Genomic DNA, 15979 nt, shown 5'->3' with positions numbered 1-15979 from the left:
AACTTTTCGCTTCCCACTCCGTAGGACGCGGAAAGGCTCCAAACACCCGAGAGCGCTGCAACTATTCCGGACCAAGCGGCGCAAGCCGCGTCGATGGTGACTGACGTTCGCCGATGAAAATGGCGCTTGCCGCTCGCGCACGGAAATGCTCGAGCACATAGAGACGGATCGCCGAGGACAGATTGCCGGTCCGGCGAGTGGTATCGATTGTGGCGATTTGGGTGGACAGCGTCGTGCCCCGCAGCATCGCGATATCTTTCAGGCTTGTCCAGAACGCATCTTCGAGACTCACGCTGGTCTTGTGACCGCCGACGACGACCGATCGTTTAACGACGGCATATTCACGCTCGCCGCGGCCATCGCCGCTTTGGTCGTTTTGCATGATTGGCTCCATCTGATTCCGGACGCGTGCCTCATCGGCGCGCGATGATATCTCACCGGACGGCTCATTCGATTGAACTGCGAACATGGTTGCTACAGACCATCGGTGGACCAGGCCGCGGGCATGCGGGTGATCTTCGCCGGCCCACCTCTGATCGTGCCGTGGCGGATCATCGAGGTACAGGTACATAGTAGCTGAAAAAGCCGAGTACCGGTATTCGGGAAACAACCTAAGTGTTGCTCACTATCATGATGCCGACGTGAGCAGACATACGGATGCGATGCGCGAATGCAATTTGCTGCGCAAGAATCGAGGTTTGCTATCAGGCGCCGGGGCTGTTTTCTGATCCTGAATCGGTCGCGCGGCTTCGAAAGTAGTCCAGGACGAAAAGGCGGATGGCCGAGGACAGATTGCCTTGTTGACGGTTGCTGTCGATCTCGCCGACCAGTTCGGACAATGTCATGTCACGAAGGCCCGAGATTTCCTTCATCCCATTCCAGAACGCCTCCTCGAGGCTCACACTGGTCTTGTGGCCGGCTACCACGATCGATCGTTTCACCACCGGTGACTTCATGATGCGTCCCCGGTGTCGATGCGGTGCTGATCGAGCAGGTGCTTCTCGCGCGCCATACGCTGCTCGTCGAGATCGCGTTCGGCCTTGGGACGGCCGAAGCGTACTCGATTGGCGTCGGCAACCGCCGCCACGCGTTCCCGTTTGATGCGCTTCCTGCGCTGATTTAGATTGACCACATCCCCCATGACCGATTCCGCCATCTCAAACGCTGGGAACGCGTACCTTCAAGGTTCAAAATATATCCCGCTCTGCACAAGCGGCTATGAATGCTCTACCATGATGCACCGCAACAGTGATAGAAAATAATCTCTAAATCAAGATGCGATATGAAACATAACTATTTCGGGGGACCCTGTTTTTAGAATGTCCACCTCCTCGGGTGATCTTCCGCTATGAGGGAAGGTCATCGGGGATGCGTCATTTTGTCAGGCCGCACCAGCCGGTCGAACTCCGCGGCCGTGACGAAACCCAGCCGCTGCGCCTCCTCCTTCAGGGTCGTTCCGCGGGCGTGGGCGGCCTTGGCGACCTTTGCGGCGTTGTCGTAACCGATCCTTGGTGCAAGCGCCGTGACCAGCATCAGCGAGCGTTGCATCAGTTCGCTGATCCGCTTCTCGTCGGCGCGAATGCCCTCGACGCAGTGCTCGGTGAAGGAACGCACGACATCGCTGAGCAACTGGATGGAATTGATCATGCAATAGGCGAGAACCGGCTTGTAAACGTTGAGTTCGAAGTGACCCTGGCTGCCGGCGACCGTTATCGTGGCCTGGTTTCCGAACACCCGGCAGCACACCATGGTGATGGCTTCGCACTGGGTAGGGTTGACCTTTCCCGGCATGATGGACGATCCCGGCTCGTTTTCGGGAAGGATCAATTCTCCGAGGCCGGACCGCGGCCCCGACCCCAGCAGGCGGATATCGTTGGCGATCTTGAACAGGCCGGTCGCGACCGCGTTGATGGCTCCGTGAACGAAAACATAGGCGTCGTTGGAGGCCAGCGCCTCGAATTTGTTGGGCGCGCTGGTGAACGGAAGTTTCGTCAGCGTCGCCGCGTGTTTCGCGAACAGTTTCGCAAATCTCGGCTTGGAGTTGAGACCGGTGCCGACGGCGGTTCCGCCCTGCGCCAGCGGGTAGAGGTCTTTGAGCGCGACGCGAAGTCGTGAGAGGCCGCTCTCGACCTGCGCCGCGTAGCCGGAGAATTCCTGGCCGAGCGTCAGGGGCGTCGCGTCCTGGGTGTGGGTGCGGCCGATCTTGACGATACGAGCGAACGCCTTTTCCTTTTTGCGCAGCGCCTTGAGCAGGGCGGTGAGAGCGGGGACCAGGTCGGACGCGATGCCGCCGGCCGCCGCGATGTGCATCGCGGTCGGAAACGAGTCGTTCGACGACTGGCTCATATTGACGTGGTCGTTGGGATGAACGGGCTTTTTGGCGCCGAGTTCTCCGCCGAGCAACTCGTTGGCGCGGTTCGCGATCACCTCGTTGAGGTTCATGTTGGTTTGGGTGCCCGAGCCCGTTTGCCAGACAACCAACGGAAAATGATCGTCGAGCTTGCCGTCGATGACTTCGCGCGCGGCGCGAATGATTGCGGTCGTGCGCCGCCGGTCGAGCAGGCCGAGTTCGCGATTGGTCTGGGCCGCTGCAAGTTTGACGATGCCGAGCGCCCGGATGATCGGCATCGGCATGCGATCGTCGCCGATGCGGAAGTTCTGCCGGCTGCGCTCGGTCTGGGCTCCCCAGTAGCGGTCAGCCTGAACGTCGATGGGGCCGAAGCTGTCGGTTTCCGTGCGCGTCGCTGTTTTGCGTGGTGACGAAGCCATGAATCAGATCCGTTATGCTCGATGCGGCGATGGCGAACGCCGCCGGCCGCATCGTTGCGGATTGGGACAACTCAGCATGCAACGCGCACTACTTCTTGCGGAAGCGGTCCAATCTGACAACCTCGGCGCCTTCGCCAGGCCTGGGTTTGTCCTCGATTTCAGCCGCGGCGGGCAGGGCGGGAGCTTCCGGAACGGCCAAGACCTCCGGCGCAGGCGATGCCGAAGGCGCGGCGTTCTCGGCTGTCGCGGTTTCGGCGGGCTCGAACTGCAGGCCGAACTGGACGGACGGATCGAAAAAGCTCTTGATTGCGTTGAAGGGAACCACCAGGCGCTCGGGTATGCCGCCGAAAGACAGGCCGACCTCGAAGTGATCCTCGTTCACCGCCAGATCCCAGAACTGGTGCTGGAGAATGATGGTCATCTCCTCCGGGTACTGCGCCAGAAGACGGGGCGATATCTTCACCCCGTCGGCCTTCGACAGGAAGGTGATGAAAAAGTGATGCTCGCCCGGCAGCCCCTGTTCGGCGGCGTCCGTCAGCACCCGGCGCAAAACGCCGCGCATCGCATCGCTGGTCAGCACATCGTATCGGATATGATCGGTTGACATCGTTTGGTCTAATCACCTCCGCAGAAGTCGTACAAACCCGCTGCGAGCGTATGGGAGCCGACTCGCGGACCTCGCCGATTCTACTCCGGCGCTCGCGCCAGGTCAGCAATGGTGTGGTCGGACTTGTGAAATTCTTGCCGCTGCCCGGCGAGCAAGCGGCGAATGATGATAGTGGAGGCTTCTGTTGCCAGGTGCCTCCGAACCCCGCCTGACGGAGCTTAACCCATCAGGACTTCAGAGTGGTCTTTCAAACCGCGTTACGCAGCCTGAGCAACCGGAGCATAGTTGTCGTTTGCAACTATTGCATAGCCCGATAACGGCGGAACCATACCGAGAAAAAGCGAGCCCTTTACGCCCTCGTCGATCCTGTTTCGCCCCCGCCGGAACCCGCAATGGGTGACAAAAGTCGGGCTCTGGTGGAGGCGCCGGGTACTGCCCCCGGGTCCGAATGGTTTATTACGACGGCCATTTATTTCCATAGCCGGCGAACCGGCAGGCTGAATATAGTCTGCAAGGGTTGAAGAAAAAAGGTGTTTGCGGGCATATTTCGCGCTTCCGGTCAGCGCCGCGCGGAAATCGAGCCGGACACCGATTCGACGAATCCGACGTCGTTACCGTTGCAGTCCTCACCTATATTGGGGAATGGAGGCGAAATCCGCCTGCCGCCGCGATCCCGTTTCCCGGTATAATTCGGGTAAGACCCGAGTCGCTGCTGTCGGCCCAGTCGGTCGGACGCCAAGCTGACAAGCTCGAAAACGCCAAACGCCATGAATCAATACCACGATCTGCTCGAACGAATACTCAGCGACGGTGCGGAAAAACATGACCGGACCGGCACCGGAACGTTGTCCATCTTCGGGCATCAGATGCGCTTCAATCTCGGATCCGGATTTCCGCTGCTGACCACCAAGAAGCTCTCGCTCAAATCGATCGTGCATGAACTGCTCTGGTTCCTGAAAGGCGACACCAATATCAAGTACCTGACAGATAACGGCGTCTCGATCTGGAACGAATGGGCGGACGCCAACGGCGATCTCGGCCCGGTCTACGGCTCGCAGTGGCGCTCATGGCCCGCGCCGGATGGACGCAGCATCGACCAGATCGCCAACGTGGTCGACATGATCCGACGCAATCCGGATTCGCGGCGGCTGGTCGTCAGCGCCTGGAACCCGGCTGATGTCGACAGGATGGCGCTCCCCCCCTGCCACTGCCTGTTTCAGTTCTACGTCGCCCACGGAAAACTGTCGTGCCAGCTTTATCAGCGCTCCGCGGATGTGTTCTTGGGCGTGCCCTTCAACATCGCGTCCTACGCGCTACTGACGATGATGGTCGCACAGGTCACCGGGCTCAAGCCCGGGGACTTCGTGCATAGTCTCGGTGATGCGCACCTCTACTTGAATCACCTCGACCAGGCGCGGCTTCAGCTCACGCGACCGACGCGTCCGCTGCCGACGATGACGATCAATCCCAAGATAGGGGATATTTTCGCTTTCCAATACGAGGATTTCAAACTCGAGAACTACGATCCCCACCCGCACATCAAGGCCGAGGTCGCGGTGTGATCGCGAACGCCTCCCCGCATCCCGAAATTGTCCTGATCGTCGCGATGGCCGAGAACGGCGTGATAGGCAAGGATAACGATATTCCGTGGCGGCTGAAGGCCGATCAGCAGCGCTTCAAGGCGATCACCATGGGCAAGCCGATCGTGATGGGCCGCAAGACATTTGCCTCGTTGCGCCGGCCGCTGCCTGGGCGAACCAATATCGTCGTCACCCGCGATCCGGATTTTGCCGCGATCGGGGCGGTGGTGACACGGTCGCTGGCAGACGCCCTTGCCGTCGCAAAAGGGGATGCGCTGCGGCGGTCGGTCACCGAGATCGCGGTGATCGGCGGTGCGGTGATTTATGCCGCGACAATGCCTGCGGCCGATCGCCTCGAAGTGACGGAAGTTCATGCCGAGATCGATGGCGATTCCGTTTTTCCCGCGATCGATCCGTCGGTCTGGCACGAAACCGACCGGAGCCGAAACGAGGCGGCAGCAGGCGACACCACCGACTATTCTTATGTGACATATCGCCGTCGGACGCCGCAGTAATCGCGCGCCGCGACGTTAACATTGACAATTTTCTGTTCGGATATAGCTCCTTGCGGCCAACAAGCCGCGTTGTAAGGGCCGTGTGCGTCCCCTATAAGGTCGAACAGACAGAGCGAGGCTGGGGTTTGCGAAGCCCGGATCCGCGCGGAGGAGAGTATCGATGCCGTGGAAGAATCAAAGCGGAGGTCCGTGGGGCTCTGGTCCGAAAGGACCATGGGGATCCGGCCCGCAACCGGCGGGGGGGCCGAAGCCGCCCGATCTCGAGGATCTGCTGCGCCGCGCTCAGGAACGTATCCGACAACTGCTGCCGGGCGGACATCTCAGCGGCATGGGCATTGTGCTGATCCTGATCGGCGCCCTTGTGATCTGGGGCATGTCCGGCTTCTTCCGCGTGCAGTCGGAAGAACTCGGCGTGGTGTTGCGCTTCGGCAAGCATGTGCGGACGGTGCAGCCCGGCCTCAACTATCACCTGCCGTACCCGATCGAGTCCGTGTTGCTGCCGAAGGCGCTGCGCGTCTCGACCCTCAATATCGGTTTGACGCTGGCGCAGGACCCGGCGCGCAACACCAGCACGATGCGCGATGTGCCTGAGGAAAGCCTGATGCTGACCGGCGACGAAAACATCGTCGACGTCGATTTCACCGTGTTGTGGCGGATCAAGCCGGGTGGGGTGGGCGACTTCCTGTTCAACATCCAGAACCCGGAAGGTACCGTCAAGGCGGTAGCGGAAAGCGCGATGCGCGAGTGGGTGGGACGTTCGGATATTCAACCGATCCTGACGTCCGAGCGAACCAAGATTGAAGCCTCCGTGCAGGAGTTGATGCAGAAGACGTTGGACCAGTACGGCGCCGGCGTTCTGATCCAGCAGGTGCAGATGCAGAAGGTCGACCCGCCGGCTCAGGTCATCGATTCATTCCGCGACGTGCAGGCAGCGCGCTCCGACCTCGAGCGGCTGCAGAACGAAGCCCAGACCTATGCCAATCGCGTCATTCCCGACGCGCGCGGACGGGGCGCGCAGATCGTGCAGAATGCCGAAGGATACAAGGAGCAGGCGATCGCCGAAGCCAAAGGTCAGAGTTCGCGGTTCCTGCAGGTTTATGAAGCCTACAAGGCGTCGCCTGACGTGACGCGCGAGCGCATCTACCTGGAGACCATGGAGCATGTGCTCGGGGACGCGGACAAGCTCGTGTACGATCTGGGCTCATCGTCTTCCGGTATTGTGCCTTACCTGCCGTTGAACGAACTGACATCGCAGCGCGGCGGCGGCGCGACCGCGAACCAGCCGGCCAAGACGAACGGGAGCGCTCGATGAAAATCGGAGTTTTAGGAATTGCCGGATTGCTGCTCGGGCTGGCTTTGCTCGTGGTGGGATATAGTTCCGTATTCACCGTGAGCCAGACCGAACAGGTGTTGCTGGTGCGACTCGGCGAACCGGTGCGCGTCGTCACCGAGCCGGGATTGCATTTCAAGGCGCCGTTCGTCGATACCGTGATCCCGATCGACAAGCGAATTCTAGACCTCGAGCAGGCGTCGCAGGAAGTTATCGCATCGGATCAGAAGCGGCTCGTCGTCGATGCGTTCGCGCGCTATCGAATCAAGGATGCGCTGCGCTTCTATCAAAGCGTAGGCACCGTCCAGGCCGCCAATATTCAGTTGACGACGCTGCTCAACGCATCGCTGCGCCGGGTTCTCGGCGAGGTGACGTTCATCCAGGTCGTGCGGGACGAGCGCGAAATGCTGATGGCCCGCATTCGCGACCAACTCGACAAGGAGGCCGCCGGATACGGTATCTCCGTGGTCGACGTCCGGATTCGCCGAGCCGATCTGCCCGAGCAGAACAGCCAGGCGATCTATCAGCGGATGCAGACCGAGCGGCAACGCGAAGCCGCCGAGTTCCGCGCTCAGGGCGGTCAGAAAGCGCAGGAGATCCGGGCCAAGGCTGATCGCGAAGCGACCGTGATCATCGCCGAGGCCAATTCCGCGGCCGAGCAGATTCGCGGTCAGGGCGATGGTGAGCGCAACCGGCTGTTTGCCGCGGCCTACAATCAGGCGCCGGCGTTCTTTGCGTTCTACCGGTCGATGACCGCCTATCAGAACGGCTTGAAGGGTAGCGATACGCGCTTCCTGCTGAAACCCGATTCCGACTTCTTCCGCTTCTTCGGAAATTCCGGCGGCAAGCCGTCCGCACCCGCGCCGAAGCAGTAACTCCGAGACGGGATGCCGGGGGCCGTCCGATGGGTTCCATTGCCTTTGCCGATTTCCTGATCGGTCTTGGTATTCTCTTCGTGCTCGAAGGCATCCTGTTCGCGGCGGCGCCGGATCTGACGCGGCGGGCCATGAAAAGCGCATTGGCGTCGCCGGAACACGTGTTGCGGATAATCGGCATCGGTTCGGCCATCGTGGGCCTGATCCTGATCTGGCTGGTCCGGCATTAAAGCCATTTGCGTTTTGGCGAAAGCGGGCTGATCCGTCATGGCCGGTTCATAGCCGTGCAAAGAACGGCGTTGCATCGGGCGAGCGGTCCGGTTCGCAAAACCAGCGGTGGCACGGCGTCCCGGCAACAGCATCGTGAAGGCAGCGCCAGCTTTTCGCCGCAATCGATGCCGTTGGTGTCGGCGAACGCAATTTCCGCTGCTTGCGTCGATACGGTGTTCGGGCGCACTGTAGGCCCGACGACATGCCTCTCCAGGAGAGATTCGAAAGATGACCGGAGCGATCCCCGCATTGAGACTTCGCCGGCGTTCCCTGCTGGCCGCGCTTTGCTTCGGTGCCGCGAGTGTCCTGATATCCGCGCCAGCCCTGGCCCGCGGTCCTGACGGCATCGCCGACGTCGCGGAGAAGGTGATCGACGCGGTGGTCAACATCTCCACGACCCAGACGATCGAAGCCAAAGGCGGCGCGGAGGGGCGGCGCGCCATTCCGCAACTTCCGCCGGGTTCGCCGTTCGAAGAGTTTTTCGACGACTTCTTCAAGAACCGCCGCAGCGGCAAGGACGGTGGCCTGCAGCCGCACAAGACCAACTCGCTCGGCTCCGGGTTCATCGTCGATCCCTCCGGAATCGTCGTCACCAACAATCATGTCATCGCGGATTCAGACGAGATCAACGTCATCTTGAATGACGGCACCAAGATCAAGGCCGAGATCGTCGGCGTGGACAAGAAAACCGATCTCGCCGTGCTGAAGTTCAAGCCGCCGCACCCGCTGACCGCCGTCAAGTTCGGCGATTCCGACAAGTTGCGGCTCGGCGAATGGGTGATCGCCATCGGCAATCCGTTCAGCCTCGGCGGCACGGTTACCGCCGGTATCGTCTCGGCGCGCAACCGCGACATCAACAACGGTCCGTATGAGAACTACATCCAGACCGACGCCGCCATCAACCGCGGCAACTCCGGCGGTCCGCTTTTCAACCTCGACGGCGAGGTCGTCGGGGTCAACACGCTGATCATCTCGCCGTCAGGCGGCTCGATCGGCATCGGCTTCGCCGTGCCATCGAAAACGGTCGCCGGCGTCGTCGATCAGTTGCGGCAGTTCGGTGAGTTGCGGCGCGGCTGGCTCGGCGTTCGCATCCAGCAGGTCACCGATGAAATCGCCGACAGTCTCAATATCAAGCCGACGCGCGGGGCTCTGGTCGCCGGGGTCGAGGACAAGGGGCCGGCCAAGCCCGCCGGCATCGAACCGGGCGACGTCATCATCTCCTTCGACGGAAAGGACATCAAGGAGCCGAAGGACCTGTCACGCATCGTGGCCGACACCGCCGTCGGCAAGACCGTCAACGTCGTGGTCATCCGCAAGGGCAAGGAAGAGACCAGGAAAGTGACGCTGGGGCGGCTCGATGACAGCGACAAGGCCATGCCCGTGTCGGTCAAGACCAGGCCCGATGGCGGCGACAAGCTCGAAACGCAGAAGGCGCTCGGCCTCGATCTCGCCGCGCTGAGCAAGGATCTGAGGACGCGCTACAAGATCAAGGACAGCGTCAAGGGCGTCGTTGTCACCGATGTGGAGGCGGATTCGGACGCTGCCGAGAAGCGGCTCAGCGCCGGCGACGTCATCGTCGAGGTGGCGCAGGAAGCCGTGAGCAGCGCTTCCGATATCCGCAAGCGCGTCGACCAGTTGAAGAAGGACGGCAAAAAGGCTGTGCTGCTGATGGTCTCGAACGGCGCGGGCGAACTGCGGTTCGTGGCGCTGAGTCTGAAGTAGGCGGGCGACCGCATCTTCAGCACGTCGTTCCGACGGCTTGCAATGCGAGCCGACCAGAAATTCATGGTCCCTGTATGGGCGTTTCGGGTAACAGCAGTCGCACGGATGACGGTTTCCGGGTTCGCAGTTACGCGCCCCTCGGAATGCCGACGTTATTGATATCTGCTATGCCCCAGAACCAATCTATTCGCTGACGAACTCGTCGCGCCGATATCCTTGCGCATACAATAGGGCAGTGAGGTCGCCATAGTCGATTCGCGCGGCGGCCGCTGCGGCAACCGCCGGCTTGGCGTGATAGGCGACGCCAAGACCTGCGTTTTGAATCATGCCGAGGTCGTTGGCGCCGTCGCCGACGGCAAGCGTATCGACATTGTCGAGATCGAAGGCCTCGCGCAGTTCGACCAGCGTCGCAAGTTTTGCCTCGCGGCCGACGATCGGTTCGGCGGCCTTGCCTGACAATTTCCCGTCTTCGATAAGTAGCGTATTGCCGCGATCTTCCTGGAAGCCGATCATGGGGGCCACCGCTTTCGTAAAGAGCGTAAAGCCGCCGGAGATCAGGCAGGTATAGCCGCCATTGGCGCGCATGGTCATGACCAGTTCGCGGCCGCCCGGCGTCGGCGTGATGCGTTGTGCCAGTACGTCGTCGACAACGGTGACGGGAAGGCCCTTCAACAGCGCCACCCGCTCGCGAAGCGCGTCTTCGAATTTCATTTCTCCGCGCATGGCGCGTTCGGTGATGGCGGCGACATGCGCCTTGAGACCGGCGAAATCGGCGAGTTCGTCGATGCACTCCTGGCCGATCATGGTGGAATCCATGTCGGCCAGAAAAAGCTTCTTGCGCCGGCCAAGCTGCGGCTGCACCACAATGTCGATCGGCAGGTCGCGGCGCGCTTCGCGCAGGCGCTGCACGATCGCAGGAATGGTCTCCTCACTTTCGAAGGGAATGTCGGCCGCGACTTCGTCCCACAGCCAATGCGCCGGCCCGGCATTGCCAAGAATTGCGCGCGCGCCGTCCAGCACCGTGCTATCGAGCGCGGGGTTGGCAGGATTGCAGATCAGCGTGGCGACGAGCGACATGAGCGGGGTAAATCCTGGCGAGGCGGAAGGCGAAGCATCGGGCGCCGTGCTTATCGCAGGACCGACGGCGAGCGGCAAGTCGGCGCTGGCGCTTTCGCTTGCCGAGCGGACCGGCGGCATCGTCATCAACACCGACTCCATGCAGGTGTATCGCGATCTCCGTATCATCACGGCACGTCCGACGCCGGACGAGGAAACGCGCGCGCCGCACCGGCTTTACGGTCATGTCGATGCGAGCGTGAACTGCTCCGCGGGGATGTGGGTCGGCGACGCGGCCAAAGCTCTTCAGGATGCGCGCACGCAAAACCGGCTGCCGATCTTTGTCGGTGGCTCCGGTCTCTACTTCAAGGCGCTGACCCGCGGCCTGTCGGCGGTGCCGCCCATTCCGTACCGGGTGCGTGACGCCGTGCGGGCGCGACTCGAAAGCGAAGGGCCCGAGGCATTGCATGCCGTTCTCGCTCGGCGCGATCCGGCGGCGGCGGAGCGCCTGAAGTCGCGCGACCGCACCCGCATCGCCCGCGCGCTCGAAGTCGTCGAGGCGACCGGCCGCTCGCTGACCGACTGGCATCGCGATGGCTTGCCGCCGTTGCTGCCGCCCGGGCGGGTGAGGGCGGTCTTCCTTTCCCCGGATCGCGATGCGCTCTATGCGCGGATCGATGCCCGCTTCGGTGCGATGCTCGAGGCCGGAGCGCTGGAGGAAGTCGCGGCGCTGGCCGAACGCCGCCTCGATCCGCTTTTGCCTGCGATGAAGGCGCACGGCGTGCCGGCGCTGATCCGGCATCTGCGCGGTGAGCTTTCGTTGGAGCAGGCTGCCGGGATTGGCCGCGCCGACACCCGCCATTACGCCAAGCGGCAGTTCACATGGTTCCGCCACCAGTTGCCGGAATTCGAATGGGTGGGGCCTGAGGACGCGGAAGCGGCGATTTGTTCGTGGTTTGAAGCTCCATTTAGATAATATGCGCTTCAAAGCTGCGTCTGATGAAGCTGATGAAATCCGCGATGACCACGACAAGTCTTTTGAAGACGCCCTCAAAGGTGGCTGCGACAATAGTATGCGGGTGCGCGGTCGCATACGCGGGCAGCGCCGAGCAGGCGCATAAGAATTTGTCCGCTACAACGATCACCCCGATTTTCAGTCAGTTGATGGGCACGGGCTATCCGGCGGGATTTACAACCGCATTCGAAAAAGCCCAGCCGCAATCCTATCTTCGGGAAGCGGTGTTGACCGGTGAGACGGTAGACCACTGGACACAGATCATCACGGTTACGGGCATAAAAGGCCTCGCTGCGAAACCTGGCCTAACCCCCAAAGTCGTCTTCGACGCGATGGCCGGTGGTTTCAAGCGCGCGTGTCCGGGTTCGTTCAGCGCGCAATCCATCAACAACCACAAAGTGAGTGGCTTCGATGCGATCGCCGCTGTTGTTTCCTGCGGCGCGACTCCAATGACCAGGGGCACGACAAGCGAGACGGCGTTGATCGTGGTCATCAAAGGAGTGGCTGACGTTTATACTGTGCAGTGGGCCGAGCGGGCGGCTCCTTCCAGGGAGCCGATACCCGTGGACGTTGCAAAGTGGTCTGACCGCTATAACAAGCTCGGGCCTTTGAAGCTTTGCCCGATAATTCCTGGAGAACGAGCTCCTTACCCCAGTTGCGTCGGTCCGGCCGAGAGGACGAAGTGAGCATCGTGGAGTTCGGCCGTTTGAGCCTGAAATCGGTTGACGACAGCGAATCCGGCCTCTATAACCCGCGCAACCTTTGGGAATTCTGGCGATAAAATGCGTAATTTTGTTACCGACCTGGTATCCCTTATCGTCGTACCCTGGAGCGCCGCCCGGGACGGCTAAGGCCGTCCGAATCCAAGGCGGTGCGCCCGGGGGCCTTCAGAGGCCCTTTTTTATTTCCGACGATCCGGAGCCGACGGAGCCGACCATGAGCGACAGCAAACGCCACGCCCCCCAACAGATGACCGGTGCGGCCATGATCGTCCGCGCCCTCGTCGATCACGGCGTGAAACACATTTTCGGCTATCCGGGCGGAGCGGTGCTTCCGGTCTATGACGAGATCTTTCAGCAGAGCGACATCGAACATATCCTGGTGCGGCACGAGCAGGGCGCCGGTCATGCGGCCGAAGGCTACGCCCGCTCGACCGGCAAGCCGGGCGTCGTGCTCGTGACCTCGGGCCCCGGCGCCACCAACATGGTGACGCCGCTGACCGATGCGCTGATGGATTCGATCCCGCTGGTCTGCATCACCGGCCAGGTGCCGACCCACCTGATCGGAAACGATGCGTTTCAGGAATGCGACACCGTCGGCATCACCAGGCCCTGCACCAAGCACAATTGGCTGGTGCGCAATGTCGACGATCTCGCCAAGGTGCTGCACGAGGCATTCTACGTGGCGACCACGGGCCGGCCCGGACCTGTCGTTGTCGACGTGCCGAAGGACGTGCAGTTCGCGACCGGAACCTATACGCCGCCGCGCAAGTCGGACGTCCATGTCTCGTATAAGCCTCAGGTCAAGGGCGATGCCGGACAGATCCGCAAGGCGGTGTCGCTGCTGGTCAATGCCAAGCGGCCGGTGATTTATACCGGCGGCGGAATCATCAATTCCGGCCGCGACGCCTCGAAGACATTGCGCGCGCTGGTCGAAGCCACGGGCTTTCCGATCACCTCGACCCTGATGGGGCTCGGCGCCTACCCGGCCTCCGGCAAGAACTGGCTGGGCATGCTCGGTATGCACGGCACCTATGAAGCCAACATGGCGATGCACGATTGCGACGTCATGCTGTGCATCGGCGCGCGCTTCGACGATCGCATTACCGGGCGCACCGACGCGTTCTCGCCGGGGTCAAAGAAGATTCACATCGACATCGATCCATCGTCGATCAACAAGAACATCCGTGTCGATGTGCCGATCATCGGCGATGCCGGCAACGTCATGGCCGACCTGTTGCAGGCATTCAAGGCTGAAGGCAAGGCGCCGAAGATCGATCCGTGGTGGTTCGAGATCGGACGCTGGCGCGCGCGCAACTCGCTGGCCTACAAGAAGAACAACGACGTGATCCTGCCGCAGTTCGCGATCCAGCGCCTGTTCGAGGCGACGCGCGGACGGGACACCTACATCACCACCGAAGTCGGCCAGCATCAGATGTGGGCGGCGCAGTTCTTCGGCTTCGAGGAGCCGCACCGCCTGATGACCTCGGGCGGCCTCGGCACCATGGGGTACGGCCTGCCGGCCGCGCTCGGCGCGCAGGTGGCGCATCGCGACAGCCTTGTCATCGACATCGCTGGCGATGCCTCCGTGCAGATGACGATGCAGGAAATGTCCACGGCTGTTCAGCACGAGCTTCCGATCAAGATCTTCATCCTCAACAACCAGTACATGGGCATGGTGCGGCAGTGGCAGCAGTTGCTGCACGGCAATCGCCTGTCGCATTCATATTCGGAAGCGCTGCCGGATTTCGTCAAGCTCGCCGATGCCTTCGGCTGCGTCGGGATCCAGACGACAAAGCCGTCCGATCTTGACGGCGCGATCAAGGAAATGATCTCGGTGAAAAAGCCGGTGTTGTTCGACTGCCGCGTCGCGGCGCTGGAAAACTGCTTCCCGATGATTCCGTCCGGCAAGGCGCATAACGAAATGCTGTTGCCGGCGGAAGCCAATGACGATGCGACCGCGGCCGCCTTCGCCGGCGGCAAGGCGCTGGTGTGAGCTGGAGAAGTCGTCATTGCCAGCACAAGGCCGGGCATGACGAAAGAGAGTGACAGGATTTGAAGATGAACCAGCCCGCTTCCGCCTATTTTCTCGAAGAGCGTCACGATCCGAACGAGACGCATACGCTGTCGGTGCTGGTCGCCAACGAGCCCGGCGTGCTGGCCCGGGTGATCGGCTTGTTCTCCGGCCGCGGCTACAACATCGAAAGCCTCACGGTGTCGGAGACCGAAAGCCAGAAGCACGTCTCGCGCATCACCATTGTCACCACCGGCACCCCGATGGTGATCCAGCAGATCAAGCATCAGCTCGATCGCATGATCCCGGTCTACCAGGTCGTGGACATGACGCTGACCGGCAAATCCATCGAGCGCGAACTGGCGATGGTCAAGGTCAAGGGCTCGGGCGACCAGCGCATCGAGGCGATGCGGCTCGCGGAGGTGTTTCGCGCCCGCGTGGTCGATGCCACCAACGAGAGCTTCGTGTTCGAGATCACCGGGGGCACCTCGAAGATCAATCAGTTTGTCGACCTGATGCGGCCGATCGGTCTTGTCGAGGTATCACGAACCGGCGTCGCGGCGATCGGGCGTGGACCGGAACGGATGTAAGATCATGTAGGGCGCGGTTGTCCGGCGAGGTCCCTGGACAGCCTTGCGGTTCATCGGCGGGGCGCCGCTGCGGGCTTGTCTCCCGGCAAGCATCGCCCTAAAAGCGGGCACGCTTCTTTCGGCTGAGTGCTCGCGCTACCCCACAAATGTTGATTTGGCCGTTGACGGCCGCAAAAGAGGAACGACCATGCGTGTTTATTACGATCGGGACGCCGACCTGAACCTGATCAAGGGCAAGAAGGTGGTCATCGTCGGTTATGGCAGCCAGGGCCATGCCCATGCGCTGAACCTGAAGGACTCCGGCGTCAAGGAAGTCGCGATCGCGTTGCGCAAGGGTTCCGCCTCCGCCAAGAAGGCCGAAGGCGCGGGCTTCAAGGTGATGGAAGTCGCCGAGGCCGCGAAGTGGGGCGATGTCGTGATGATGCTGACGCCCGACGAATTGCAGGGCGACATCTACCGCGAGCATCTGCACGACAACATGAAGAAGGGCGCGGCGCTGATCTTCGCGCACGGGCTCAACGTGCATTTCAACCTGCTCGATCCGCGCGCCGATCTCGACGTGCTGATGATCGCGCCGAAAGGGCCCGGCCACACCGTGCGTGCGGAATACCAGCGCGGCGGCGGCGTGCCCTGCCTGATCGCCGTCGCCAAGGACTCGTCGGGCAACGCCCATGACCTTGGCCTCAGCTACGCTTCCGCGATCGGCGGCGGCCGCGCCGGCATCATCGAGACCACCTTCAGGGAAGAGTGCGAGACCGACCTGTTCGGCGAACAGGCGGTGCTTTGCGGCGGCCTCGTCGAACTGATCAAGAACGGCTTCGAGACGCTGGTGGAAGCCGGCTACGCGCCGGAGATGGCCTATTTCGAGTGCCTGCACGAGGTGAAGCTGATCGTCGACCTGATCTATGAAGGCGGCA

The 15979-nt window shown here is 61.8% G+C and carries 17 protein-coding genes and 1 other RNA gene; 11 read left to right on the top strand and 7 right to left on the bottom strand.

Annotated features, from left to right (window positions below; all coding sequences use genetic code 11):
- Positions 1–61: 61 nt before the first annotated feature.
- From BGN91_RS07485 to ssrA, 6 genes are all read right to left on the bottom strand, one after another.
- Complete coding sequence (locus tag BGN91_RS07485) at positions 62–382, bottom strand: ribbon-helix-helix domain-containing protein (protein ID WP_292611938.1); 321 nt, start codon at positions 380–382, stop codon at positions 62–64.
- 322 nt (positions 383–704) lie between these two features.
- On the bottom strand, positions 705–956 hold the full coding sequence (locus tag BGN91_RS07480; protein WP_292611914.1) for a ribbon-helix-helix domain-containing protein: 252 nt from the start codon (positions 954–956) through the stop codon (positions 705–707).
- Complete coding sequence (locus BGN91_RS07475) at positions 953–1141, bottom strand: DUF4169 family protein (protein WP_292611912.1); 189 nt, start codon at positions 1139–1141, stop codon at positions 953–955. Before BGN91_RS07475 ends, BGN91_RS07480 begins: the two co-directional genes overlap by 4 nt.
- A 218-nt stretch (positions 1142–1359) precedes the next feature.
- Positions 1360–2769, bottom strand: a complete 1410-nt coding sequence (gene fumC, locus BGN91_RS07470; RefSeq protein ID WP_292611910.1) for a class II fumarate hydratase — start codon at positions 2767–2769, stop codon at positions 1360–1362.
- Between the two features lie 88 nt (positions 2770–2857).
- The gene (locus BGN91_RS07465) at positions 2858–3376 is read right to left on the bottom strand and encodes a ClpXP protease specificity-enhancing factor SspB (RefSeq protein ID WP_292611908.1); all 519 of its coding nucleotides are present in this window, start codon (positions 3374–3376) and stop codon (positions 2858–2860) included.
- A 170-nt stretch (positions 3377–3546) separates the two neighbouring features.
- Positions 3547–3909, bottom strand: a transfer-messenger RNA (tmRNA) gene (ssrA, locus tag BGN91_RS07460).
- Between the two features lie 234 nt (positions 3910–4143).
- Between ssrA and BGN91_RS07455 the strand changes: the two genes are divergently transcribed.
- The 6 genes from BGN91_RS07455 (at position 4144) to BGN91_RS07430 (ending at position 9668) form a co-directional block, all read left to right on the top strand.
- Positions 4144–4938: a thymidylate synthase gene (locus BGN91_RS07455; protein WP_292611906.1), complete on the top strand. Its 795-nt coding sequence runs from the start codon at positions 4144–4146 to the stop codon at positions 4936–4938.
- A complete protein-coding gene (locus BGN91_RS07450) occupies positions 4935–5471 on the top strand; it encodes a dihydrofolate reductase (RefSeq protein ID WP_292611905.1) in 537 nt (178 codons plus the stop codon). Before BGN91_RS07455 ends, BGN91_RS07450 begins: the two co-directional genes overlap by 4 nt.
- Before the next feature lie 160 nt (positions 5472–5631).
- The gene (gene hflK, locus BGN91_RS07445) at positions 5632–6783 is read left to right on the top strand and encodes an FtsH protease activity modulator HflK (protein ID WP_292611903.1); all 1152 of its coding nucleotides are present in this window, start codon (positions 5632–5634) and stop codon (positions 6781–6783) included.
- Positions 6780–7676 (top strand): protease modulator HflC, encoded by an 897-nt coding sequence (locus tag BGN91_RS07440; protein WP_292611901.1) that lies wholly within the window; start codon positions 6780–6782, stop codon positions 7674–7676. The genes hflK and BGN91_RS07440 overlap by 4 nt, the downstream gene beginning before the upstream one ends.
- Before the next feature lie 29 nt (positions 7677–7705).
- A complete protein-coding gene (locus BGN91_RS07435; protein WP_292611900.1) occupies positions 7706–7906 on the top strand; it encodes a DUF2065 domain-containing protein in 201 nt (66 codons plus the stop codon).
- A 268-nt stretch (positions 7907–8174) separates the two neighbouring features.
- On the top strand, positions 8175–9668 hold the full coding sequence (locus BGN91_RS07430; protein WP_292611897.1) for a Do family serine endopeptidase: 1494 nt from the start codon (positions 8175–8177) through the stop codon (positions 9666–9668).
- Between the two features lie 183 nt (positions 9669–9851).
- Here the strand turns inward: BGN91_RS07430 and serB are convergent, their stop codons facing one another.
- Positions 9852–10745: a phosphoserine phosphatase SerB gene (gene serB / locus BGN91_RS07425; RefSeq protein ID WP_292611895.1), complete on the bottom strand. Its 894-nt coding sequence runs from the start codon at positions 10743–10745 to the stop codon at positions 9852–9854.
- On the opposite strand from serB, the gene miaA reads away from it, so the two are divergent.
- From miaA to ilvC, 5 genes are all read left to right on the top strand, one after another.
- A complete protein-coding gene (gene miaA, locus BGN91_RS07420) occupies positions 10744–11700 on the top strand; it encodes a tRNA (adenosine(37)-N6)-dimethylallyltransferase MiaA (protein ID WP_292611893.1) in 957 nt (318 codons plus the stop codon). The genes serB and miaA overlap by 2 nt on opposite strands.
- A gap of 23 nt (positions 11701–11723) precedes the next feature.
- A complete protein-coding gene (locus BGN91_RS07415) occupies positions 11724–12425 on the top strand; it encodes a hypothetical protein (RefSeq protein WP_292611891.1) in 702 nt (233 codons plus the stop codon).
- Positions 12426–12675: 250 nt separating this feature from the next.
- Positions 12676–14454, top strand: a complete 1779-nt coding sequence (locus BGN91_RS07410) for an acetolactate synthase 3 large subunit (RefSeq protein WP_292611889.1) — start codon at positions 12676–12678, stop codon at positions 14452–14454.
- A 65-nt stretch (positions 14455–14519) separates the two neighbouring features.
- Entirely contained in the window at positions 14520–15062 is a 543-nt protein-coding gene (gene ilvN, locus BGN91_RS07405; RefSeq protein WP_292611887.1) for an acetolactate synthase small subunit, read from the top strand.
- A gap of 187 nt (positions 15063–15249) precedes the next feature.
- A partial coding sequence (gene ilvC / locus BGN91_RS07400; protein WP_292611885.1) for a ketol-acid reductoisomerase occupies positions 15250–15979 on the top strand: 730 nt, incomplete at its 3' end.

Origin of the sequence: Nitrobacter sp. 62-13, assembly GCF_001896955.1 — a bacterium.
In the GTDB taxonomy this organism is placed as follows: domain Bacteria; phylum Pseudomonadota; class Alphaproteobacteria; order Rhizobiales; family Xanthobacteraceae; genus Nitrobacter.
Note: the sequence above shows the minus strand (reverse complement) of the source record. Positions and strands in the feature narration are given on the sequence as shown.